The 22,779-nt window shown below is 70.7% G+C and carries 18 protein-coding genes; 5 read left to right on the top strand and 13 right to left on the bottom strand.

What is annotated here, in order from left to right:
* Positions 1–80: 80 nt before the first annotated feature.
* From ACFZDK_RS49885 to ACFZDK_RS49895, 3 genes are all read right to left on the bottom strand, one after another.
* Entirely contained in the window at positions 81–1,085 is a 1,005-nt protein-coding gene (locus ACFZDK_RS49885; RefSeq protein ID WP_390984396.1) for a hypothetical protein, read from the bottom strand.
* A gap of 102 nt (positions 1,086–1,187) precedes the next feature.
* Positions 1,188–1,469 (bottom strand): hypothetical protein, encoded by a 282-nt coding sequence (locus ACFZDK_RS49890; protein ID WP_390984398.1) that lies wholly within the window; start codon positions 1,467–1,469, stop codon positions 1,188–1,190.
* A 422-nt stretch (positions 1,470–1,891) separates the two neighbouring features.
* Positions 1,892–2,578: a hypothetical protein gene (locus ACFZDK_RS49895; RefSeq protein WP_390984401.1), complete on the bottom strand. Its 687-nt coding sequence runs from the start codon at positions 2,576–2,578 to the stop codon at positions 1,892–1,894.
* Positions 2,579–2,791: 213 nt separating this feature from the next.
* Here ACFZDK_RS49895 and ACFZDK_RS49900 point away from each other — a divergent pair, with 213 nt between their 5' ends.
* The 5 genes from ACFZDK_RS49900 (at position 2,792) to ACFZDK_RS49920 (ending at position 9,128) form a co-directional block, all read left to right on the top strand.
* Positions 2,792–4,036: a hypothetical protein gene (locus ACFZDK_RS49900; protein WP_390984404.1), complete on the top strand. Its 1,245-nt coding sequence runs from the start codon at positions 2,792–2,794 to the stop codon at positions 4,034–4,036.
* Between the two features lie 88 nt (positions 4,037–4,124).
* Positions 4,125–5,363, top strand: a complete 1,239-nt coding sequence (locus ACFZDK_RS49905) for a cytochrome P450 (protein WP_390984406.1) — start codon at positions 4,125–4,127, stop codon at positions 5,361–5,363.
* A 417-nt stretch (positions 5,364–5,780) separates the two neighbouring features.
* Positions 5,781–6,203: a hypothetical protein gene (locus tag ACFZDK_RS49910; RefSeq protein WP_390984409.1), complete on the top strand. Its 423-nt coding sequence runs from the start codon at positions 5,781–5,783 to the stop codon at positions 6,201–6,203.
* A 3-nt stretch (positions 6,204–6,206) separates the two neighbouring features.
* Positions 6,207–7,532 carry a DUF6545 domain-containing protein gene (locus tag ACFZDK_RS49915; protein ID WP_390984412.1) on the top strand — a complete coding sequence of 442 codons (1,326 nt, stop codon included), beginning with the start codon at positions 6,207–6,209 and terminating at the stop codon, positions 7,530–7,532.
* Positions 7,533–7,664: 132 nt separating this feature from the next.
* Positions 7,665–9,128 carry a cytochrome P450 gene (locus ACFZDK_RS49920; protein ID WP_390984415.1) on the top strand — a complete coding sequence of 488 codons (1,464 nt, stop codon included), beginning with the start codon at positions 7,665–7,667 and terminating at the stop codon, positions 9,126–9,128.
* Between the two features lie 244 nt (positions 9,129–9,372).
* Here the strand turns inward: ACFZDK_RS49920 and ACFZDK_RS49925 are convergent, their stop codons facing one another.
* Genes ACFZDK_RS49925 through ACFZDK_RS49970 form a run of 10 tightly spaced genes read right to left on the bottom strand, consistent with a single transcriptional unit; the run spans position 9,373 to position 22,430 of the window.
* Positions 9,373–10,287: a replication-relaxation family protein gene (locus ACFZDK_RS49925; protein ID WP_390984418.1), complete on the bottom strand. Its 915-nt coding sequence runs from the start codon at positions 10,285–10,287 to the stop codon at positions 9,373–9,375.
* Complete coding sequence (locus ACFZDK_RS49930; protein WP_390984421.1) at positions 10,284–12,908, bottom strand: ATP/GTP-binding protein; 2,625 nt, start codon at positions 12,906–12,908, stop codon at positions 10,284–10,286. Before ACFZDK_RS49930 ends, ACFZDK_RS49925 begins: the two co-directional genes overlap by 4 nt.
* Positions 12,884–13,495: a hypothetical protein gene (locus ACFZDK_RS49935; protein WP_390984424.1), complete on the bottom strand. Its 612-nt coding sequence runs from the start codon at positions 13,493–13,495 to the stop codon at positions 12,884–12,886. The genes ACFZDK_RS49930 and ACFZDK_RS49935 overlap by 25 nt, the downstream gene beginning before the upstream one ends.
* A gap of 29 nt (positions 13,496–13,524) precedes the next feature.
* Positions 13,525–14,673, bottom strand: a complete 1,149-nt coding sequence (locus ACFZDK_RS49940) for an NlpC/P60 family protein (RefSeq protein ID WP_390984427.1) — start codon at positions 14,671–14,673, stop codon at positions 13,525–13,527.
* Positions 14,670–17,543 carry a hypothetical protein gene (locus tag ACFZDK_RS49945; RefSeq protein WP_390984429.1) on the bottom strand — a complete coding sequence of 958 codons (2,874 nt, stop codon included), beginning with the start codon at positions 17,541–17,543 and terminating at the stop codon, positions 14,670–14,672. The genes ACFZDK_RS49940 and ACFZDK_RS49945 overlap by 4 nt, the downstream gene beginning before the upstream one ends.
* Before the next feature lies 1 nt (position 17,544).
* Positions 17,545–17,895, bottom strand: a complete 351-nt coding sequence (locus tag ACFZDK_RS49950; RefSeq protein ID WP_390984431.1) for a hypothetical protein — start codon at positions 17,893–17,895, stop codon at positions 17,545–17,547.
* Positions 17,892–20,585, bottom strand: coding sequence for an ATP-binding protein (locus ACFZDK_RS49955; RefSeq protein ID WP_390984433.1), 2,694 nt, complete (start codon positions 20,583–20,585; stop codon positions 17,892–17,894). The genes ACFZDK_RS49950 and ACFZDK_RS49955 overlap by 4 nt, the downstream gene beginning before the upstream one ends.
* Positions 20,582–21,157: a hypothetical protein gene (locus tag ACFZDK_RS49960; protein WP_390984435.1), complete on the bottom strand. Its 576-nt coding sequence runs from the start codon at positions 21,155–21,157 to the stop codon at positions 20,582–20,584. Before ACFZDK_RS49960 ends, ACFZDK_RS49955 begins: the two co-directional genes overlap by 4 nt.
* The gene (locus ACFZDK_RS49965; RefSeq protein ID WP_390984437.1) at positions 21,154–21,495 is read right to left on the bottom strand and encodes a hypothetical protein; all 342 of its coding nucleotides are present in this window, start codon (positions 21,493–21,495) and stop codon (positions 21,154–21,156) included. Before ACFZDK_RS49965 ends, ACFZDK_RS49960 begins: the two co-directional genes overlap by 4 nt.
* Entirely contained in the window at positions 21,492–22,430 is a 939-nt protein-coding gene (locus ACFZDK_RS49970; RefSeq protein WP_390984440.1) for a conjugal transfer protein, read from the bottom strand. The genes ACFZDK_RS49965 and ACFZDK_RS49970 overlap by 4 nt, the downstream gene beginning before the upstream one ends.
* Positions 22,431–22,779: the final 349 nt, after the last annotated feature.

The raw sequence follows: 22,779 nt of genomic DNA on the forward strand, positions 1-22,779 counted from the left end.
ACGAGGACCGCTCCGGCACCTCAGTGCTGTCACGCGCGCAGGATGCCGGTGTGCACGGCACTGCGGCAACTTCAAGGCCCTCACCGGGAATCCACCATCCGGTACCTGATCCCCAGCACCCGGGCCTTCTTGGCCGTCGACAACTCGGCCAGCGCCTGGCCCTGGAATTCGTCCGTGACGACGACACGCCTCTGAGCGTTGTAGACGGCTTCCTCGTCGGCGGGGGTGATCAGGAAGGAGCTCCTGTAAGCGGGCTTGAGGATCTGCTCCGATGTGTGGGCGGTGGGGAAGACGGCCAGGACGTCACCGCTGGTGAGCTTCAGCGCGTATGCCTTGGTGAACGTGGGGTCGGCGGCGAAGAACGTCTTGTCCGCCCAACGGCCGTTGACGCTGTTGCGGTCCTGGTAGATCTTGGTGGACTCCTTGGAGGACTCCGTCGGCGCGAAAGCGGTCCCCTTCTTCTTGCCCCCGGTCTCGAAGAAGTCCTCGTAGGCGGCGCCCAGTTGGTCCGGCGCGAGCGTCCCCACCTTCGTGGAGGCGTCGGCGACCGTGGCGTGGCCGTCCCGGTCCAGGGAGACCTCCGGGAGCTTCCCCTCGGTGTAGGCGGAGAACACCATCTTGTAAATGCTACCGACCTTGTCGAAGATCAGAAGGGTCTGGTACTTCGCGTCGTACGTCGACGTGGCCTTGACCGCGAACCAGGTGGCCTTGTCGGCGGGAGGTATGAGGTACTTCCGCTGGCGGTAGTAGAACGCCGTGCCGTACTCCTTCTGGTCCTTGGCCGACCACGACAACCACTCCTTGTACTCCGCCTTGGACAACTCGTGGAGTTGGCCGCTTTCAACCGTCGACAGCAACTTGGCGTTGCGGGTCTTGTTGGCCTGGTTGTTCACCTTCTCGTAGGCGTCGACCAGCCTCTTCGCGGTCTCCGTGGTGACCACCCCCTTCGGCGCTGTCGTGGAACTCGCGCTCGCGGTGGGGGTGTTGGCGCCGTCCTTCGAACTGTCGCCGCATGCGGTGAGGCTGACCCCCGTGGTGATGACGGCGGCGGTCAGGGCCAGGCGGCGGGTTCTGGGTCGGGACATGGGTTGCGTTCCTCCTGGAACGAGTCGATGCATGTGGGGGAGAGGAGCGAGGCCTGCGCGTTGGGTGGCACGTCGTGCCCGGTCCGGTGATCGAGCAGCCGGTTACGGCTGTGCTTCTTGGGCCGTCAGGCGCAGACGTACGCGGCTGTCGAGGCGACGCAGTCCGTTGCGGGTTCCGTTCAGAGCCCGCGAGAGGTCGGCGAGCACGCCCATGGCCTCGACGACCTGGGCGCGCCGTTCGGGCGAGGCCGGCGTCCAGGAGCCCTGCGGGCCGTGCTTATCGATCACGTCCTTGCAGCCGGTCAGCAGCTTGGTGATCAGTGAGCAGTATTCGTCGAACTCGCCGTCGGTGAAGTCGGTGATGGTCGGGTGTTGCCCTTGCAACGGTCCCCCTTGAGCGGCCGCGCCCTGATTGGGGGCGCTCGCGGTGTCCGGTCATCTCGCGGCCGCCGGTTCCGGTGCGTAGGTGGGGCAGGGCGCAGGGCATGGCGTGCCGCAGTGCCGACGGCAGCGGTCTACGTCTGGCGCCGACACGACCCGATGGTGGTCTACCATCCGCAACACTGTCAACAATTGTTGAATCTGCTGCTCGTGGTGGCTTTGAAGACGGCTTGAAGCATGCCGGAGGGCGGCTTGAAATGGTGTCACCCATGGCGCTTGTGCCACAGGAGAAGCATGGAACTGCCGCTCGCTGGCCAACTGTGTGGCGGCTGGGGCGCTCGGTGAGGGGCGTGCCGGCGCAGGCGGCCGCGCTGAGGTACCGGTGGGACGTGCGGAGGCGTGTGCCCGCCGTCAGTAGCGGCTGGTCAGCCCGCGGTACCCCGGCCGCGGGCCTCGGAACGCAATTGCTCAAGGATCGGCAGCAGTTTGACCAGGTCAATGTCCGTTGCGTCGCCGCTCGCACGCAGTGCGAGCGAGGAGGTGTCGAGATCCTGGGTGAGGGAGGCCAGCGTCAGGCGGGGAAGGTCGGATGAGGTCATCTGCGCCAGGTGGGCGACGAGCGAGGCGCCCTCGTTACGCAGGCAGAAGCCCTGAGGGACCTGGGTCCGGGGGAGGCGCTGCTGGCTTGCCCAGTCGAAAAACTGCTCCAGCCGGGCCGCATGCGCCGCATTGGGTGACCGCTGACCTTTCAGGAGATACGACACCATCTGCTTGGTGATGCTGGTGCGGCGCTCGATCTCGTCGAGCGTGTACGGGACATCTCCTGCCTCGGTCTGGGCGGTCCGGGTGCGGCGCAGGAAGGCGAGGCGCTGCTGGAACAGCGACTTCTGGAACGCTTCCAGTTCGGCCTTGTCGTCCGGCTCGACCTCCGGCAGGGCGCCGGCGAGCAGTTCCTGGACGCGGGCGGGTTCGATGCCTGTGGCGTAGGAGATGAACTCGCAGTCGAGGAACCGGTCCGCGGGCTGGCCGAGGAACTCTGCGTAGCGTTCGACGTCGCTGCGCAGCCGGGCGATGTCTGCTGCCGTCGCCTGCTGACGGGAAACGTGGTTCAACAGGGACTCCAAACGCGGGCCGCGACACAGCAGTGCCCCGTGAGCGTACCGACCTCGGACGGCGGCGGCCAGATCTCCCATGCACCGACCAGTGCAATCAACAATTGTTGACAGTTTTGCTGATCGTGCTCCACGATCACAGAGGTCCAAGCTCTATGCAAGGAGCATGCGTTGGGCCGCTGCCTCCCGTCTGGTGCCCACGGAACCGGTGTCATGACCTCACCTCCTGAACAGCCCGCAGCCCCCTCGCCCGGCCTCTTACCGTCTCCTGCCTGCCCGGCTCACGACGGCGCGTGGCACATCACCGGGGAGGACTTCCGCCACGACCCAGGTGCGGTCTACCAGGCGAAGCGGGCACAGTACGGAAGCGTCGCCCCCGTGGTCCTGGAAGGCGGGGTGTTCGCCTGGCTCGTCCTCGACTGCGCCGAGCTGAAGGAAGTGACCCAGCGCGGAGAGATCTTCAGCCGGGACTCGCGGCTGTGGCGTCCCCGCGAAGGCGGAATTCCGCAGGGGTGGCCGCTGGAGCCGCATACCCGCTGGCAGAAGAACGCGGTCTTCGCCACCGGCGACGAACACACCCGCCTGCGCGGCGCACTGACCCGCTTGCTCGGAAAGGTCAGAGCGCCGGCGGTGCGAGGGTTCACCCTCGCCAACGGCCACCGCCTCATCGACGCCTTCTGCCGCCGGGGCGAGGCAGAGCTGGTGTCCCAGTACGCGATGTCGGTGACCGTGCTGACGCTCATGCGCATGTTCGGCTTCCCCGCCACGACGGAGCAATCCCTGCAGACGGCGATCACCACACTCCTGGCCTGCGGCGACGACGCGTCGGCCGCCGCGCAGAGCGTCATGGACCTCGTCGACGAGCAGATCAGCCGCCGACGCCGGGACCCCCAGGCCGACGTCACCACTTGGCTGATCGAGGAACACGGCGCCATGTGGGACGGCGCCGACCGGGCAGCCGTCGACGAAGAGATCCGCGGGCAGATCTGGCTCACCGTCAACGCCGGCCACGGAGCGACCGCCATCTGGATCGCGAACGCCCTGGAGCAACTGGTCAGCCAGCGCGACATCCAGGCCGGCATGTTCGCCGGATGGATGGACATCCAAGGCGCCCTGCGAGCCACCCTGTGGGACCGCACCCCGCTGGCCAACATCATCGGCCGCTACGCCACACGCGACGCCCTCTTAGCCGGCCGCCGGATCCGCGCAGGCGACCTGCTCCTGCTGAGCCTCGCCGGCGCGAACACGGACCCCTGCCGCGGCACACGCTCCGACCGCGATGACTTCACCGTCCACAACGAGTCCTACTTCTCCTTCGGCAACGGACCCCACGAGTGCCCGGTACCGGGCCTCGCCCACACGATCGCGCAGGCCGCGATCGAGGCGGTCTGGGACCGGATCCCCGACGTCCGCCTCACCGACGCCGACCCCCCGTGCAGTGGCAGCTGTCGATCATGATGCGCTGCCCCGTCGCGCTGCCCGTCTCGTTCGACCGCTCCGCTCCCCGCTCGGGGGCCCGGAGCCCCGCACTTCCCGGAGGCCGCTGATGTCCCTGTCCCTCGACACCCCCGTCACCTTCCTCGACCCCTACAACGCCGACCCCGAGACCGAATGGCGCCGGCTACGCGAACTCGGACACCTCGTCCCCATCGAACTGGACGGCGCCGTCAGGACCTGGGCGACCGCTGACCACGCGACCGCCGAACGGGTCTTCACCAGCCCCGCGTTCAGCAAGGACCCCAAGCACTGGGCCGCATTCCAGCAGGGACACATACCCGAGGGCTGGCCACTGCTGCCGCTGATCACCATGAAGAGCATGCTCAACCGCGAAGGCGAGGACCACACCCGGCTCCGCGCCCTGCTCGCCAAGGCCTTCACACCGCGACGCATCGAGCTCCTGCGCCCCATGATCGAGGACATGGCCGGCCAGCTCCTGGACAGCCTCGAAACCGCCGACGGCGTGGTCGACCTGCGCCGGCAGTACGCGTTCGCCCTCCCTATGGGCGTCATCTCCCACCTCTTCGGAGTCGACGCCGACACCGACCGCGACCTGCTGGCCGCCCACTACGGCGCCGTCATCAGCAGCCAGAGCACCCCCCTCCAGGTCCAACACGCCCAGGCCGGCCTCGGGCAGGTGATCGGCAAGCTGATCGAGACCAAGCGCACCCACCCCGGAGACGACCTGACCTCCGCGCTGATCGCAGCCCGCGACGGCGAGGACCGCCTCAACGACGAGGAACTCGTCGAGACCCTGCTGCTGATGCTGTTCGCAGGACACGAGACCTCCAAGAACCTCATCACCAACGCCGTACGCAGCCTGCTCGAACACCCCGACCAGATCGCCGCCGCACGCAGCGCGGCCACCGCGGGCTGGTCCCACGCCGCAGTGGAAGAGACCCTGCGCTGGCGCTCACCCATCCGCGTCGTGATGTTCTACTACGCGACCCAGGACGTGTGGATGGACGGCGTGCTCGTCCAGCAGGGAGAACCCGTCCTCATCTACGTGGCCGCGACCGGCCGCGACACGGCCCGCTTCGGCCCCGACGCCGAAGAGTTCAAGCCGGACCGCACGGACGCCGCACGCCACCTCTCCTTCGCCCGGGGAGTGCACTACTGCATCGGCGCCCCGTTGGGCCGCATGACCGCCTCCATCGCCCTGCAAGCCCTCTTCAGCCGCTTCACTGTCGCCTGCGAAGACCTCTCCGATCTCACGGAAGAGTGGACCTACGCCTCCAACTCGGTGCAGGCGCTCCCGGTCACCCTCACCGTCATGGCGCCGGTGTAGGTGCAGACACGGTCTGCGCACGAGGCATCCGGTTTCGGGGTGCCCCAACTCCTTGCTGGGCGGGCCGACGCGGCTGCTAGTCTCGCTCCGCAGATCACCCGGCACAGACCGTGATCGCACACAAGGGGACGGGACATGACGCAGCGAGATGCGACGACGGGTGGGTTAGGGCCGGACCCGCGTCGCAGGCCGCACTCCGAACAGGCGCCCGGCACACCGCGAACCGACGAACGGGCTCCAGCCACGCCGCGGATCAGCGCCCGCCCGTTCCTCCCGCAAGGGCCGGCCTTCGTCCTCCACGTCCGACGCGCCCGGCGCATCTTCCGCAACCGCCTACGCCTCACCCCAGGCGCCTCCCTGGATGAACTCGTGACCGCGGTGGCCGCCCTCAACCAGAAACCGATCACAATCCGCGACATGGATCTCGACCCGGCCCTGAGCGGCATGTGCCTGCGCGGCAGGAAAGAAGACCGCATCATCGTCAGCCGGGACACCACCGACTGGCAGCGGCTGCGCATCAAGGTCCATGAACTCGGACACCTCCTGCCCTGGATCGACCCGGCCACCGACGACTGCGTGGTCGGCGGACACGCCCAGGGCCACGGCATCGAACTCGACCCCGGGATCCTCAGCACGCAACTGACCTCACTGCCCCCGGGACTGGTACAGGACGTTCTGCAGTCCAACGGATCGGTCAAACTGCGAGCCGTCTACGACACAGGTCCCGAACTGGCGGCCGAGGCCTGGGCCACCGCCGTGCCCCGGCTGCTGGCCCCCGGCGGCGGCACGGCCGGGCCGACGGACGCTATCCAGTCTGCGTTCGCCAACCGCTCCTGGTAGCCGATGCGCGAGACCGTCCTGACCGTCATCAACCTGTCCATCGCCATCGCCACCATCATCCTGGGCATCACCAAGGCCTCCGCCGCACGCCGCGAACCCGGCCCCACCCTGAAACTGACCGCCTCGGTCCTGCTGCACTCCGGCGTCATCTTCCTGCTGGCGACGCCACCGCTGTACCGGCGCATCGGCACCGCCCTGCGCTCACCCAACCTGCCCGCACTCGGCATCGACATCGCCACCCTGCTCTGCGTCGCCCACGCCCACTACATGACGCTCCTGTGGCACCCCGAGCGACACACCCCCGAGGCCCGCCACGAAGCCGTACGACGCTGGCGGCCCTTCTACCTGGGCACGATCATCACCATGATCGTCCTCTACGCGATCGCAGACCTCCCGGGAGCTGCCCCGCCCCTGCACCTCGCCCCCTACTACGCACACGTCAAAGCCGTACTGGCGCTGAAACTCGTGTACTTCACCGCACTCGTCGTCGCCGTGGCCGCCACCATGATCCTGTGCCGGCAGGTCGCACTCCCCGACCGCCCCGAACTCGCCCACGACGTCAGGCGATGCATCCAGTGGTTCACCCTCGCCGTCGGCCTGGACCTTGCCACCGCCCTGTTCACCCTCGGCTCGATGGGCAGCGCCATCATCCTCGACAACCACCGCCTCGACGTCCTCGCCGACGCTTCCTGGGCCGCGACCATCCTCAGCGGCATCGCCGCCAACAACTCCCTCGGCCGCATGGTGCTGGCCACCACCCGAAGCGACCGGCAGGACTGCCGGACACTGCGCCCCCTGTGGAAACTGGTGGTCACCGACGCCCCGCAACTGGTCATCCCCGTCGTCTGGTGGGGCGACAGCCGCATCCGGCTGGACCGGATGATGATGGAGACCCTCGACGGAATCCGCACCCTGTCCCCGTGGATGAGCACAGCACCGGGCAACGCCCTCACCGTACTCGCCCACCCCGCGGCCAACAGAAGGACCGATCCAGGCGAACAGCCTCCCGCCCCGCCGCACACCAGGAGCAGCGAGCCGCCGGCGCCGGCGCAGGGCGCCCTGGACTCGGCCGCCGGCTCGAGCGGGCCGGGCCCCGCGGAGACGGCTGCCGCCATCCTGATCGTCGCGGCACGCCACCGCGCGATGAACCGCCCTCCCGTACTGGAGGGCGACCGGCTCAGCGAACCCCCTGGACGGGAAGTTCCGGCTGATGAACAGCAGGACTACCTCGTCAAAGTCGCTCGCTACCTTTCCCACCCCCTGGTCGTGGCCGCCGCATCCCGCGCTGAAGGTGACGACCAGGCAGCCGCGGTGAACGCCGCGAGGTGAACCAGGGCGGTCGCACACGCCGTTCAACTGCGGAGAAATTATGGAGGGAGCGCTCCCCGGCGATTCACCCGGATTGATCTTGGGCAGTGATGCGGCCGCGCCGACACCCCCACACGAGGAGTGCAGAGCACCGTGAACGCCTCGCCCGCCATACCCGCCACCACGCCTGTTGCGCCGGGCCGACTGCCCTTGATCGGGCACGCTCACCACCTCGCTCGTTCCCCGCTGCCGTTCATCACCTCACTGCGCGAGCACGGACAAGTCGTCCGCATCGACATCGGTACCGCTCCGGCCTACGTGGTCACCGACCCCGCCCTGACCCGCCGCGTCCTGGTCACGGACGCCGCACAGTTCGAGAAGGGCGGGAAGATCATTGATGCGCTGCGGGTGTTCTTCGGTGACGGGCTGGCCACCGTCGCCGACGGAGACATCCATCTGCGCAACCGCCGTCTGATGCAGCCCATGTTCAACAAGGCGCACATCGCCACCCGCGGAGCCGCCATGATCGAGCAGGTGCGTTCCATGGTCACGGCGTGGGAGCCGGGCGCTGCCCGGGACGTGTACGCGGACATGAACGACATCACGCTCGCGGCCTTCCTCGTCGCCCTTTTCGGTACCGGCCTGCCCAGCCACCTGCAGCGCGACTTCACCGCGCTGATGCCCGCCATCATGGCAGGAACGATTCGCCAGACCGTTCTGCCGTCCTGGATCACCCGGCTCCCGCTACCCGCCAACCGCGCGCATGCCGAACGCGTCGCCCAGCTCAGGCGACTCATCGACCAGGCCATCGACCGCCGTAGCGCCCACGGCACAGGCCCGGAGACTCAGGCCGCCGCGGCCGCCTGTCCGCACGCCACAGAACACCAGGCCGAGGGCCTGTTCTCCACCCTGCTGAGCGCCGAGGACTATCTCTCGCGCCAGCAACTCCAGGACGAAGCCATCACCCTGCTGACCGGCGCCATCGAAACCACCGGCACCACCCTGGCCTGGACGCTGTACGAGCTCACCCAGAACCCGGACATCGAGCGGCGCCTGCGTGAAGAACTTGCCTCCGTCTGCCCCGACCGGCCTGTCACCTACGACGACCTCGACCGCCTCGCCTACGGTCGAAACGTCCTGCAGGAGGCCGTCCGCAAATACGGGCCCGCATGGATGGTCACCCGCACGGCAACCCAGGACACCGAACTCGCCGGTCACCTCATTCCCGAGGGCGCCGACGTCGTCTGGAGCCCCTACCTCCACCAGCACGACCCCGAGTACTTCCCCGAACCGGAGACCTTCGACCCGGACCGCTGGACTGCCGAACGGACGGCAGCCACCCGCGGAGCGTTCCTCGCCTTCGGAGACGGCCGCCGCAAATGCATCGGCGAGAACTTCGCCTGGGCCGAACTGCAGATCATCCTGACGGCCATCCTGCAGACCTGGCCGCGCATCGCTCTCGCGTCATGCCAGCCGAAACCCAAGGCCGTCGTCACCGTCAAACCCGACACCCTCAAGGTCGTGTTCCTGCCCGCCGACACCAGCCGAAAGCCTGCTGCTGACGGCAACGGCCCCTCGCCCCAGGCGCGGAAGAGCCGCACGGGCGGAGAGATTTGACGCTGATCACAGCGTGAATGCCCCGCAGCCCCAGGGGTAGCTAAAAGATCACCAGCAGGCGATGACCAGAGGAGCCCTGTGATTCCCTACCCGACGAACCGCGCAGCCCTCTTCCTGGAATGGGCAGGGCGGATGCTGCGGAAACTACGCGGTCGCCCCGAGGCCGGCCGGTGGACCGCCACCGTCACACGACGGGACTGAGTTCCCGCATCTCCGCAGCAGGAGAGGACACCCGACGTTCACGTCACAGGCTGGTCCACGGCCGGGGCGTGCCGCCGGCCAGCGGAACCCACACGTCACCTGTAGGACCCCGGTCTTCGAGGTCCTCCAGGACGGCCGCGCCCATCGGCACCCGCCGGGACAGCGTGCCCACGAGGGGATGCTCCGCCACCATCGCCTGCAGGTCGCTGATTCGGTTGCCCAGCACGTACTGGGAGGACCCGGTCAGCACGAACAACACCCTGGGAAACACCGGATACCAGCGCAGCCACACCGGCCCGGGCGCGGCGGGCTGGCGCGAGCGGGGTCGCCCGACGGGCTGCGGCTCGTACGACCACAGCCGCGCGTACTCGATCAGTTTGGAGGCGAGCCGCTCACTGCCCATCGTCGCCCGGTCGACCTCGACGAACGCCCGCAGCTTGGTGCGCTCGTCGCCCTCGATGAGGGTGTAGTGCATTACTGCGTCGGTGATGATCCGCTCGCCGTCGCTGAGCGGGTGGGAGATTTCCGGGGTCCAGTCCAGGTGGCCGTGCTCGTCGCCACGGCGGCGGGCGTCGGTGACGAAGGCTAGATGGGCGCGCAGGACGGTAAGGGTATGCGGGGTCTTCAGCGAGGCAGCAGTGGCCGAGCTGATCGGGTACGCGGGCCGTCCCCGCAGGGCGGGGAAGTCCCGGATCAGTCGTGCCCCCTCGCTGGTCAGGTACCAGGCCCGGGAGCGGTTGGAGGCCGGCAGCACCGTGTAGTCCACCAGGCCGTCGCCGCGCAGTTTGTTCAGTGGCGCGGACACGGTCTGCCGTGCAGCGCCGGGTCGCAGTAGTTCGTGGAGTTGATGGGTGGTCGCCATCCGGTGCTGGCCGAGCACGGCCAGGAGCTGATGGGGCAGTGGCTCGGCGGGGCTCGGCGTCTGGCTGGACGGCGCGTTCTCGAGGGCGGTGGTCACTTGTATCCCTTCTTCTGCAGGTGGATGTCCGGCTCGGCGCCGGACGCGTACTGGGCAAGGAAGTTGCTCACGCGGGCGAGCTGGTTGTCGGCCCGGTCTGTGAGCTGGTGAAGCGGGGCCGCACCGGCCCTGTCCCGGGCGGCCCGCTCCAGCGCTGCTGCCTGGCCGGGGCGGGCGTAGTCGGCGAAGACCTCGTCCAGGTGAGGGCCGGTGATCCGGACGGGACCGACGCGACGGCCCTGGACGGTCATCGACATGTAGTGCTCGAATCGGTCCAGCGCGGCAACGACGTCGGGGCTGGGCCGGTCGCCCCACTCGGCAGTGATCGAGGAGACCGCGGACTGCGAGCCGGCGGTCGACGCCAGCGTGGAGGCGTTCTGCACCAGTGACAGCCGTACTGGCTGGGGGAGTCGGGCCAGCAGCTGGGTCATGCCGTGGACGTGGACCTTGTACTTGCGGAAGTCCTCGAACATGGCCGCGATCGTCTCCGGGGCCGCGCCGGTCAGGGTGATCAGCTCATCGAAGTACGGGCGGAACGGCGCCCGACGGTCCTCCGGGGTGTCCCTGCGGGAGCGCACGGCGCGCAGCAGGTCCCGGGCGAGCAGCGCGGTGATCAGCCGGTCGGTGGGGCCGTTCCCGCCCGGGCACACCCACACGATCATCCGCGCGTCCATCGCTTCACGGATGTTGTAGACGCCGGCCGGCTGCCCGAGGAACGCCCGGGTGACGGGGTTCGAGGCGAGCCGGGCGATCGGGTTGAGGACGACGGCGAACGCGTCGACGGGCAGTGCCGGAAACACCGTCCGCCACCACGAGCGGGTCTCCTCGTCCAGATGCCCCTTGACGGCGCTGAGCGCCGCCGTTCGGAAGTCGGGGTCGGTGAGCAGGGACCGCACGTGAAAGACCGTGGCCTGGTCGTCCGCCCGCCCGGCTCGGCACGCGGCCTCGTTGACGGCCACCAGCACCGTCAGCGCGGCGGTGAAGATGGTCAGGGCGCGGGGAGCGGTGGCGTCGTCCCAGCCGAGCACGGACGCGTAGGCGTCGGCGGTCGCCTCGACGACCTCGTGGGCTGCCTGCCCCTGGTGCATGCCGATCGGGTTCCAGCAGCCGAGCTGCGGAGCAGGCCCGGCCGCGTTCAGGTCGATCAGGGCGATTCGCTGCATCAGGTGGTTGTGGGCGAGGAACGGAACGGCACGCGGCCAGGAGTCGCGGTGCGGGTCGACGAACATGAGGCCGCCGCCGGCATGTGCCCAGCCGATCGCCTGGGCGAGCGCGCGTTCGGTCTTCCCGCCGCCCGCCTTACCCACTCCGACCTCGAACAGCGTCTCTCGCGCGTAGGTGGCGACCAGGCGGCGGCGGCCGTCCGGACCGCGGTAGATGCCCTGCAGCAACAGCTCCGGATTCCCGTGCTCGAACGACGGCAGGTCGCCGGCGAGCAGCGGAAGACGACAGTGCATCGTGGGCGGCTTGAGCAGGCCGGTCAGCTCGTCCAACCGGACCCAGTTCGCACGGGGCGGCTGGCAGTGCCCAAGATTCCACCGGCGCTCGAATCCGCGCCGGCTGGGCCACCGGTCCGCCCCGAACCGCCACGGGCCCACCCTCCAGCCCCGCATCGCCCACCGCGACCCGCCGCCGAACACGTCGAGCGCGGCCTGCAGTTGCGCCAACCGGGCCTGCGCGCGGCCCTCGGTGTTGGACGCGCACAGCACCAGCAGCTGGACCCGCACGAGGTGGTCGTCCTCGGCCAATTTGCCCAGCGCCTCCTCGGGGTCCACCCGGCGCGGCACCGGCGGCATCACCAGCCGGCGCCCGCCCCCGCCCTGCTTCCCGGCGACCAGCTGCTGCAGCTGCCAGGTCAGCGAGTCCTCGATGCCGGTGGCGTCCTGCCGCACCCAGCGGGCGGCCCGCTGGGCCTCCCGCCGCTCCGCACGGCGCGCGCTGCTCATCAACTGCAGACGACGTGCCCGTAGCGCCCACTTGGGGGCCCGCTGGATGTCGAGCCGGATCTCGGCGAGATCCCCCAGCTCGGCCCGCAGGTCCGAGACGGCATCGATCAGCGGCTGCAACGGGTCCGGGTTCAGCGGAACCTCCCGCAAGGGCGCGGTCGGCTTGCCACGCAGAATGAACTCCGCCCTCACCACGTGGTCGCGGGGCTTGTCGACGAGCGGACGGGCCCGGTTCACGGTCACTCCCGGCCCGAACGGCGTGATCGACAGGAGCCGTTCGCCGCCCGCCGGGCCCTCAATCCGGTACCGCAGCGGGCTGGAGCCGTCGGCACGCAGCCGGACCTGCACGGTCTTCGACCGGCGCGGCGCCCACCACGGCATGGATGTTGAGGCACGTGCGAGTTGCACACCCCGGCGGAAGATCTCCTCCAGACCGGGATCGAAGTGCCGGGACGGCACGAGCTCCAGCGCCATCCGCTCGGCCGAAGCCTTCCGGGCCAGGCGGCGCACCAGCGCCTCGCTCGCAGCCCAGACGGCGACGGTGACCAGGGAGAGAACCCACCAGTAGGTGATCACCCATCCGATCGCGTGCACGATCCCGGGGACCAGGCCGAGGGCCGTGCCGGGGCCCAACACGGAGGCCTGCCTGGTCAGGTCTGGGGTTGCGGAGTCCACGTGGACGCCCCCTTCGATGTGGTGATGCGTGTGAAGCGCCAGTCGCTGATGCGGCCGTCGGTGAAGGTGCCGCCTCGGTCGGTACCGGCCCACACCAGGTGCACGACTGCGCGGTTGCCGGCGCCGTCCCGGCGGGCGATCGCGGCCTGGATCCGGAACCGGGTGGTCGCGAAGGCCGGCGCGAGGGCCTCGGCCGGGAAGACATGGGGCCATCGCACGCGGCCGATCCCGGTGGCGTCCGCGCGCAGGAGATCACGACCCGCTGCCAGCAGTTCCCGTTCGTCGCGGGCGGGCAAGTCGGGAGGCCAGGCGGCCTCCAACGCCTTCTGGATGGCCCCGTCGCCGACGGCGCCTTCGCCATGCGGCGGAAGGGCGGACTCGACAGCTGCCGGTGCCGACGTGGCGGACATCGAGGGAGCCGCGCCGGCGGCCGGCTTGCCCGCTGAAAGCGGAGACGCCGCCGGCGTCGGTGCCGTGGGCGCGTGCGCGGCCGGTGCTGCGGTCCGGGCCGGGGCCGGGGGCTCCTGGCCGTGGGGCATCGCGAGGAGGGCGATGCCGGTGACGGCGAGTACGACAGTGCTCAGCATGAGGAGACGTGGTGGGCGCGGGGGAGTGGTCACAACAGCCGCGCTCCCCCCGCGTAGCCGGACATCGTGTTCACCGAGTCCAGCCGGACAACCGTGCCCGGGCGCGCGGCGTTGATCATGCGGCCGCTTCCTGCGTAAATCCCGACGTGGTAGATCGTGGAGTTGCGTCCGGGGGTGTAGGCGAAGAAGACGAGGTCGCCCGGCGTGAGGGCACCGGTGCCGAGACGGGAGGGGATCCGCTGTCCGATACGGGCCTGCGCGGCCGCGGTCCGTGGCAGCTGGATGCCGGCTGTGGCGTAGGCGTACAGGGTCAGCCCTGAGCAGTCGAAGCCCTTGATGGCGGTGCCGCTCTTGCCGCTGGGGGAGCAGCAGATTCCGTACGAGGGGCCCTGGGCGTTGCCGCCGCCCCATGAGTAGGGGACACCGCGCTGGGAGAGCGCCGCCTCGATGACGGTGCGGACTTTCCCGGTGACGTTCGTCAGGTCCGGGTCCTTGGCGGCCGCGGTGTACTGGTCGATCCAGCCCAGCACGTTCGCGGCGTACTCGCTGGAGTGGTTGTACTGCAGGATCGCGGCCTTGAGCTGGGCGCGCTGGGTGAGGTCGCGGCCCGTCCCGCACAGGTAGATGGCGGCGCCGAGCGCGGCGTCGTCGGCGTTGTGCGGGTCGGCGGCCTTGTCGCCGTTGGCGTCCTCGCCGACCGACGCCCAGGTGGAGGGCAGGAACTGGAACGGGCCGACCGCGCGTTCGCCGCTCGCCGTGCCGTCCCAGCGTCCGTTGTCGGTGTCCGCGACGACGGTGGTGTTGCCGCCCTGTCCGGACCCGTTGAGGAGCACTCCGTAGATCTTCGGGCGGATGTCGCCGTTGGCGGCGATGCTGTGCCCGATGGCGTGGTTGGACTCGACCCTGGCGATCCCCGCGAGGATCGGCCAGCGCATGCCCTGGCACTTCGGCACATACGTTCCGACCTGCTGGACCGCCTTCTTGTACGCGGTGAGCATCCGCGACGGGATGTCTGCGGCGCTGCCGCCCTGGGCGATCCCGCCGTCGTCCTGGTCCGCCTTCAGCGCCACGTACGCGCTGATCGCGTTCCCTACCGGCGCGGCGCAGCACACGGCGGCGAACAGCAGCAGCGCCACCATGCAGCCGCAGCGCGCCAGACGGCGTCGGCTCGTCCTCACTCGCTCTCACCGGCCTGCGGCGGCTGCTCCTGCTCCTGGCGCAGGAGCTCGGCGTCGGATGCGGTGCGGCGCAGCAACTCCTGGAAGCGCCTCCTCGCCTCGTCACGCGTGCTGCCGCTCACGTTTCCGCCGCCGGGAAGGACCGCCCCGGGCCCGTTTGGTGCGGGGCGGCGTCGGGACGCTCCGCCCGGAAGCCGGGTCGGGGAAGTGGGCGGGGCGGTCGGCCCGCTGCCCGCTTCTGCCGCGGGCGTGCGGGGCGGAACCGGCGTCGAGGGTGGAGAGGCAGAAGGCGCCGGGAGGGAGCCGGAGCGGGCGGGCGGGGAAGACCGGCCGGCTGCCGGGGATGGCGGGGCGGGGGGAGCCGTGGGAGTGGACAGGCGGCGGGTGAACGGGACGGCAGCCCCGCGGTCGTCCGCGTGGTCCCGCATCGTCCGGCCGACTTGCCGGCCGCTCTCTGCCCAGGCCTTGCCGTCCTCGCGGATGGTGTTGCCCCAGACCCGCACCTGCTTCTGGGCGTCCTGGGTGAACCGCGATTGGCCCTCGCGTGCCTGGCGGACCGTGGCCGGCAGGCCGTAGGTCGCCCCGTACGCCGTCCGGCCGCTCCGGTTGAGAATGCGGTACCCGCGGTAGCGCACGAGCCGGTTGTGGGCGCGCGTCGCCAGCAGCGTGCGGTCGGTGTTCTGGTCGTGAAGCACCGCGCCCGTGCGGCGGTTGACGATCTGGCCGTCCTCGTTGCGGTAGCGATCTGGCGGTCCGCCGGGCCTGAGCGGACCACCCCTGCCGGGCCCCAGCGGACCGCTGCTGCCGGGGCCGCCGTCATCGCCGCTGTCCTGTGCGTCGCCGTCCGCCGTGGGCTTTTGCCACTTCGCGAGGTGCTCGTCGTCCGGGCGGCGGCCGATCAGCAGCCCGTACGCGCCCCGTAGCCCCAGCCGGGCCCCCAGCCCGCCCACCGCCGCGGCAGCCCTCAGCGGGGCGAGACCACGCCCGGCCTCCGCCATGGCGTCGCCGAGCAGCCCCCCGGTGTCCACCGGCATCCCGGCGCCGTCCGTCAGGGAGGAGAGCGCCCCCATCAGCCGCTGGCGGGTGCCGAGCGTCCCGTACCGGCCGCCGCCGGCGAGCAGACGCAGCCCGCCGCCGTATCCGCCCAGCGCGGCGGGGGAGTTCATGGCGAGCGCGGCACCCAGTTCGGAGGTGTCGCCGGGCATGTGGGTGCCGCCGACCTTCGCGTAGCGCATCCGCATGGCCATGCGCCGGCCGAAGGAGGCGATGCCGGTCAGCAGCCTGCGGTGTCCGGCCGCCCCCGCGATGGCCAGCACGTCGATGAGCAGGATCCGCTCCACCATGAGGTTCGGGCCGCTGGTGACGGTCGCGTCGATGGCGATCCCGAAGAACGGGATGAACGCGCAGATCCCGACGACGGCCATCATGGCGATGCCCCACACCGACAGCCACTTCCACACCGACTGCCGGGCCGGGCCGGGCAGCATGCCCGCCACGAACGTGACCCCGCCGGCGGCCGCCGCGCCGACGCAGACGGCCTGGGTGCCCAGCAGCACGATCGTGCTGGAGAGCAGCATGCCGCAGATGAACAGGGCGGCGATCAGCAGCAACAGCGCGCCGCCGACCCGCCACCAGGTGGGTTCCTCGGCGTAGGCGGCACAGGCTTTGCCGACGTCCCCGGCGTTCTTCATGTCGGCGAGGAACGCGGCGAACTCCTGATCGTCCTCGCTGGTGATCGCGGTGGTGGCGCTGAGGAGATCGCTTCCGGAGGTCAGCCCCGGCAGTCCGCCGGCGGTGCCGGCTTCACACAGCTGCTTGCCGGGGCCGTTGATTCCGGCGCAGTTGTCCTTGCCGTCCTCCTCGCAGTACTTCTTCGCGGTGCCGGAGAGCAGGGAGCAGGCGTCCTTCTTCTTGTTCTGCTCCTCGCAGTACGTGCGGGCGGGCTTGGCGAGCGAGTCGCAGTCCGCCGTGCTGCCGCCGTCATCTGCGCTGTCGGAGGCCCTGTATCCGCCGGCGACCCACTTGAGATGGACGGCGTAGGCCTTGAGATCGGACTTCTTGGAAGGATCGAGGATGCGCCCGTACTCCAGGAGCATGTACGGCTTGACGATCAGCGCGTTGGTGAGGGAGTCCTGCAGCGGCCGGGCCACGTCTTCGGCGGAGACGGAGGCTTCGCCTTCCTGCTGCAGGCAGGTGAGTTCGGCGTTGCCGGCCAGACTCGCGCACGGGTCAGTGCTGGCGATCTTGCCGCCCCAGTCGTAGGAGTTGACGCTCTGCTGGGCGACTTCGGCGGCGACCTGCTGGGCCTGGCCCAGCGGCCCGTCCTGGCCGAGCAGGGTGTCGGGGCGGATGAGGGCGGAGGCGGCGATCGCCCCGATGAGCAGGGTGAGGAAGATCTCGCCCAGGCCGCGGCCGACCCGCCCGCGCACGATCATGAATCCGGCGAACACGAACGCCCAGGCCAGCAGAAGTCCCTTCAGTCCGAGCGTGTCGACGACCACGCTGCCGTAGGCGTCAGAGACCTTCTGCGCGGGGCGGACGAGGATCTTCAGCAGGGGGAACCGGTACGCGACCTCGATCGCCCACCCGGCCAGCCCGACCAGCAGCCGGATCAGGGTGAAAATCCCGGCCAGGGCGAACGCCAGGGCCTGCCCTTTGAAGTTGATGATCGAGCCGCCTGAAGCGTTGAGGTCGTACCCGTCGATCGGCACCCCCTCGGACGAGGTGATGTTCAGCGGGGCGAGCAGGTCCCCGGTCTCGCTTGTACTGCCGGCGGCGTACACGACCTGGGTGTTGACCATGAGGAACACGCCGGTGAGCAGGACGACGAAGCCGGCCGAGCGCAGGGTCGCGCGGTCTGGGCGGAACACGTCAGCGCCGCCTCTGCCTGAAGGCGGGCCGCAGCCGCCACACCATCAGGGCCGCCACACCCGCACAGACGGGCACCAGCCGCCATGCTGCACCGGACACGCCATGCCGGTCCGCCGCGGCCTCGGTGGCGGTGCCGCGCTCGCAGTAGGCCTTGGCCGGGCCGACGACCAGGTCACACGGGTCGTGGTCCGTGCCGCCTGCGCCGGCGGCGAACGCCTGCCCGGTATGAGGCCACCACGCATCCGGCAGGATCACCCCGAGGACGACCGCGCCGACAGCCACGATGATCAGGGTGATGATGGTGGCCGCCGCGGCGATGCGCCGGGAGCGGTCCCAGGACGCGGTGGTCATCCGACGTGCTCCTTCGATTCGACGTGCACGGCCCCGCCGGCATCGGCGCCGGACGTGGCGGGTGGGGCCGCGCTGGGGCGGCGTCCCGGGGTGGTGGTGACGGACGTGGTGATCCGCGGGATGCGGGGGATGGAGACCTTGATGCGGCCGGTGTTCTGCCTCGGGCAGGTCAGCAGGAACTCGCCCTCCCGGCCCCGCTGGCCGACAGGGGACAGACCGGTGGTCACCAGCCGCAGCAGCGCCGGGTCGTTGGGGTCGAGCCCGACGAACTCCAGCCCGCGGCGGGCGCGTTCACGGTCCGTGGTGCGGGCGAGGGCGCGGTAGGCCATCAGGCCGCGGTCGGGGCCGAGTTCCTCGGCGTCATGGGATCCGGCGAGCAGGCCGGCGCCGTGCTTGCGGCCGTCGTGGAGGATCTCGTGGACCAGGGCGGTGCCTTCGGCCGACGAGGTGAGCCAGTACAGCTCGTCCGCCACGACCGCCGTGAACCGTTCCGGGTCCTCGAAAGCCGTCTGCCGGGCGATCGCGGCGATCAGATAGAGAACGGCGCGGCCGATGAGCGCCTCCAGCGGCTGCTGGTGCAGGACCTCGGGCTTGTCGAACGCGGCCTTCGGGGGCAGCTTCAGGCCGGTCGTGGTGATCACGATCATGTCGGATGCGCTGGAGGCGTCCAGCCGCACCGGCGGCAGCGTGGGGTCGAAGACCATGCGGGCCAGCGAGTTGCCGGCCACGACGCGGATGAGACCGGCGAGGGTGGTCGCGGCGTCCTGCCGCTTGCCCACCTCGCTCGTTGCCATCTCCTCCAGGACCTCAAGGACGCGGTGCATGGAGGGATCCGGGCCGGCGGCGGCCTGCTCGACGGCGTGGTGCAGGACCTCGCCGCTGGTGCTCATCGGGCCGATGCCGAGTTGCAGAGTGAGATACGACAGGGCGTAGTGGCGGCCTTCAGGGCCGTCGAACATGCGTAGCGGGTCGATGCTCACCTTGGCGCGCGCGGCGTCGATGATCTGGGCGCGGCCCCGGGCCGCGGTGCGGGCGAAGGTCGCCCACTCGCGGACGGGGGTGCGGTCGATGCAGATCGCGCAGCCGCCGCGCGCCCACACCGCTTCCGCGATCAGCTTCTGCAGGACGCTCTTGCCGGCGCCGAGATCCCCGACGATCCCCATCGAGGCCGAGGCGTCCACCTTGGGTGCGTCGGCCACGTTGATCATCACGGGGCGGGTCGTGCCGCTGTCGAGGTCGATGCCGAGGAACATCCCGTTCGGGTCGCCGACCTCCGCGGTGGTGAAGGCGCCGCCGAGTGCCCAGTCCTCGCTGACCTGGTGCTGGGTGAACTCCCGGACCGTGCCGGGCCGGACGGTGCCGGGCAGTCCCAGGGTGAACAGGGCCTCCTGCAGGCCGGCCGGGCGCACGGCCCGGTAGTCGGCGCCGCCGAGCAGCGCGGCCAGGGCGCGGGCCCGGGCGTCGCACACGGCGGCGGTCGGTCCCCACACGGTCAGTACGGTCACTGACTGGACCTCGACCTCGACGGAGGTACGGGACAGCCGGGCATCCAGCTCGCCGAGGTCCCGGGCGGCCTCGGTGAGCGAGGCGGGCATGCCGGTGGGCCGGGCGTCGTACTGGTCGGCCTGGTCGACCAACTCGTTCTTCTTGCGCCGCACCTGATCGCGGGCCTTCTCCGCGGGCAGCAGCGTGAGGTCGACGGTGTAGTCGACGGGGAAGTCGAGCAGCTCCAGCTGCGCGAACAGATCCGCCGCATCCTGGGCGACGGCGGGCGGGCACTCGGCCAGCGCCAGCTGCGCCTGGTAGCCGACGCCGGCGTCGGACTCGACCTGCAGCCAGCGCCGCCCCAGCGGCGAGCCGGTGTTCAGCCGCCACCAGGCCGTGCGGCCCGACCGGGTGATCCGGCCTGCGCTCTTGAGCTCGTCGGCATCGTCGAGTTCGGGGTCGATGCCGCCCTCCTGCAGCCGGACCTGGCCGAGATCGGCGTAGCTGGGGGAGCGCAGCACACCGCCCCTGATCTGCCCGCCATATAGGCCGCTGGTCTCGGCCTCGGCGAGCAACGGCTCCGCGAGACCGCGGTGGAGGGCGTGCTGGATCATCCACACGATCTCCGCCGGGCGGGCGGGACGGAAGGCGATGCCGCCGGCGAGGGCGGCCTCCACCCGGGAAGCCTGCTCGCGGTAGGCGTTCACCTCGCGCCGGGCCACCGGCACGGGCGGGATGCCCAGCATCGGCGCGATCTCGGCCCATGCCGCGCCCATGGATGCCGATACCTGCAGGCCGGTGCCTTCCGTCTGCAGGGGCACGGCCAGCCACAGGGTGCGGCGGTGCATCTCCTGGTCGTCGAGCAGGCTCAGGGCGGCCTCGACGTTCTCCACCCACGGGTGCCGGCCCGCGCCCGGTGCCTGCTCGGCCGGCTCGATGCCCTCGATCATGCGCAGGGCGATCTCACCCGGGTCGACCTGCGCGCACAGCCCGTACAGGCGCGGTGCTCCGGACAGCGAGCGGATCAAGTGGGTGATCTTGGCGAGCTGTTCGTCGCGGACCGCAGCGGGCAGGTAGGTGCCCTGGACGGTGTCCCCGCGCTGGCCTGGCGCGTCCGGTCCGGGGTGCAGGCGGTAGAGGGCCCACACGCTGCCGTGCGTCGACCACACGAGGTGCCCGGCGATGTGACGGATCGGAACCCTCACCGGACGCCCCCACCGTGCTGCGCGAGCGCGAGCAGCTGCTGCACACCCGACACCGGTCCCGCCGGCTCTGCGGGTCCTGTCGGCTCCGGGCGGCTGTGCGGCGTGGAGGAGCGATGGGGGGCGGGCGGCTTCAGCGGCGCTCGATGTGCGGGCCGCCGGGCCAGCGTGGCCTCTGCCGCGGGGCCGGGCACGGGTGCCCCCTCGATGGTGAAACCACCGAGCAGCGGGCGGGGCGCGCGGTCGCGGGCGGCCCGCCCTCCGATCCGGCCCCCTCGTGGCTGCCAGCCGAGCAGGACCCAGCCGAGGGCGGCCTGCAGCGGGGCACGGCCCCGGATCTTCGGCCGGCGTACCGCCCAGATCGCCAGCAGCCACGCGACGATGGGGAGGGGCCCCATCCACGTCCACCAGCCGATCGTCTTGATCAGGAGGAAGCCGCCGCCGACGGCGAGTGCGATCTGCGCGGGGGTGTAGGGGCCGAGCGGGATCTTCCAGTCGGCGACCTTGCCCAGGACCCAGGGGTGACGGCGCGCGGCGGTGTAGTAGCGGCCCACCCGTGCCGCGGCCGCGGTCACAGCCAGCCTCCGTCGCCCGGAGAGTGGTCACGGGCAACGGGGAGCTCGGACCGGACGACGCCCGGCGCGGCCGGTGCGCCCTTGGCCGGGTTCTTCACCTCGTCCTCGAACATGCCTGCGAGGCTGTCGCGGGAGTTGTACAGCCCGAGTGCGATGATCATCAACAACAGCGCGCCGATGCCGGCCTTCAGCGAGAACTTCTGGACCATGACCACGACGACCAGCACGAGGAGACCGGCCTGTAGGCCCTTGGTCGCCCACTCCTTGAACATGGTGATCCAGGAGTCGCCGAGGTCGTTGAGCTGTCCCGCGAGCATCAGGGAGTGCACCGTGTTCACCGGGCACCTCCGCCCTGGACGGTCCCGGACTCCAGCGCCGCGACTTCCCACCGGACCGAGCGGGCCTTGAGAGTGAGCTCGTACGCCAGCGGCCACCGGCCGCCGGCGTCCCGGGCTTCCACCCGGACAAGGACGCGGACTTTCGTGCCGTCGGCCGGCACCTTCTCGGCGGCCGCGGCCTCCTCCACGGCCAGGACCTGCTCGACCGAGACCCCCGTATACGGGGCGGGGGCAACGGCGGTGAGGCTCACCCCGGGAGCGAGATAGCGGTCGACCTCTCCGGACCCGGTCAGATACGCGGCGAGGAACTCGCCGAGCGCGGACGACAGATCACCGTCCGGGACGCTCACGCCATACGGCGACACTGGCACCTCGGCCCGGGCCGGGCCGGCCACCACGCCGGGCGCACCGGTCACCGCGAACGAGGTACCGGACTGGTCGGCGGCCACCGGCACGGCGTAGTAGCGCACCGAGCCGCCGGCGTACTGCGCAGCCACGGTCACCGACCACGCCCCAGTGCCGCGCTGCGCACTGCGTACCGCCGTCACCGACTGCGGCGCCGACTGCGCATCGGCGGCCGGCTCCGGCAGGTCGACGTCCGGCGCCATCGAGTGCGCAAGCCGCGCCTGCGCACTCGTCTCGTCGCCCGCGCTGCTGCGCAGCCAGGCGCCGAGGAACACCTGCGCATAGCCGCCCGGGCCGCCCGGGTTGCCGGCGGCCGCGGTGCGCATCGCGGTGGGCTTGTCCGAGGTGGCCGCCTGGACTGTGGTCGGGGTGGAGGCGACGGCGACGCACAGGGCGATCGGGCCGGCCGCGATGACGGTCCAGACCGCCACGCGCGAGATGCGGACGCGACGTCGCATCGCCTCCAGGCGGGCACCCGCCGCCGTCGGAGCAGCGGCCTCGCTCTGTGAGGCCTGCAGGCCAGGGGACATGTTCAAACTCCCAGGTCAGGACGAGTGTTGCTGACCTTGAGGAAACCCGTCGGCCCCGACCCGACCACCGACCACCAGACCCCGACCACGGTCACGATGGGGACACGAAGCCCATGGTCGGGGTCATGGTCGGCCCGACCACAGGCCCGACCACGGGCCGGCAACGAACCGGCGGTCGTGCCCGCACCAGAGCCTTCGGCCCGACCGCCCGCTACGCGGCCGCGGTCCGCGCAGCCGCCGGGCTCGCACTGATGCGCAGCCGGACATGCCGGATGCGACGTGGCTCGCGGCCGGCGTTGCGCGGAGCCTCCCCAGACCTGCGCAACGAAGATTGATGAGGCGCCACATC

The sequence above is a fragment of the Streptomyces sp. NPDC007901 genome, assembly GCF_042959465.1.
In the GTDB taxonomy this organism is placed as follows: domain Bacteria; phylum Actinomycetota; class Actinomycetes; order Streptomycetales; family Streptomycetaceae; genus Streptomyces.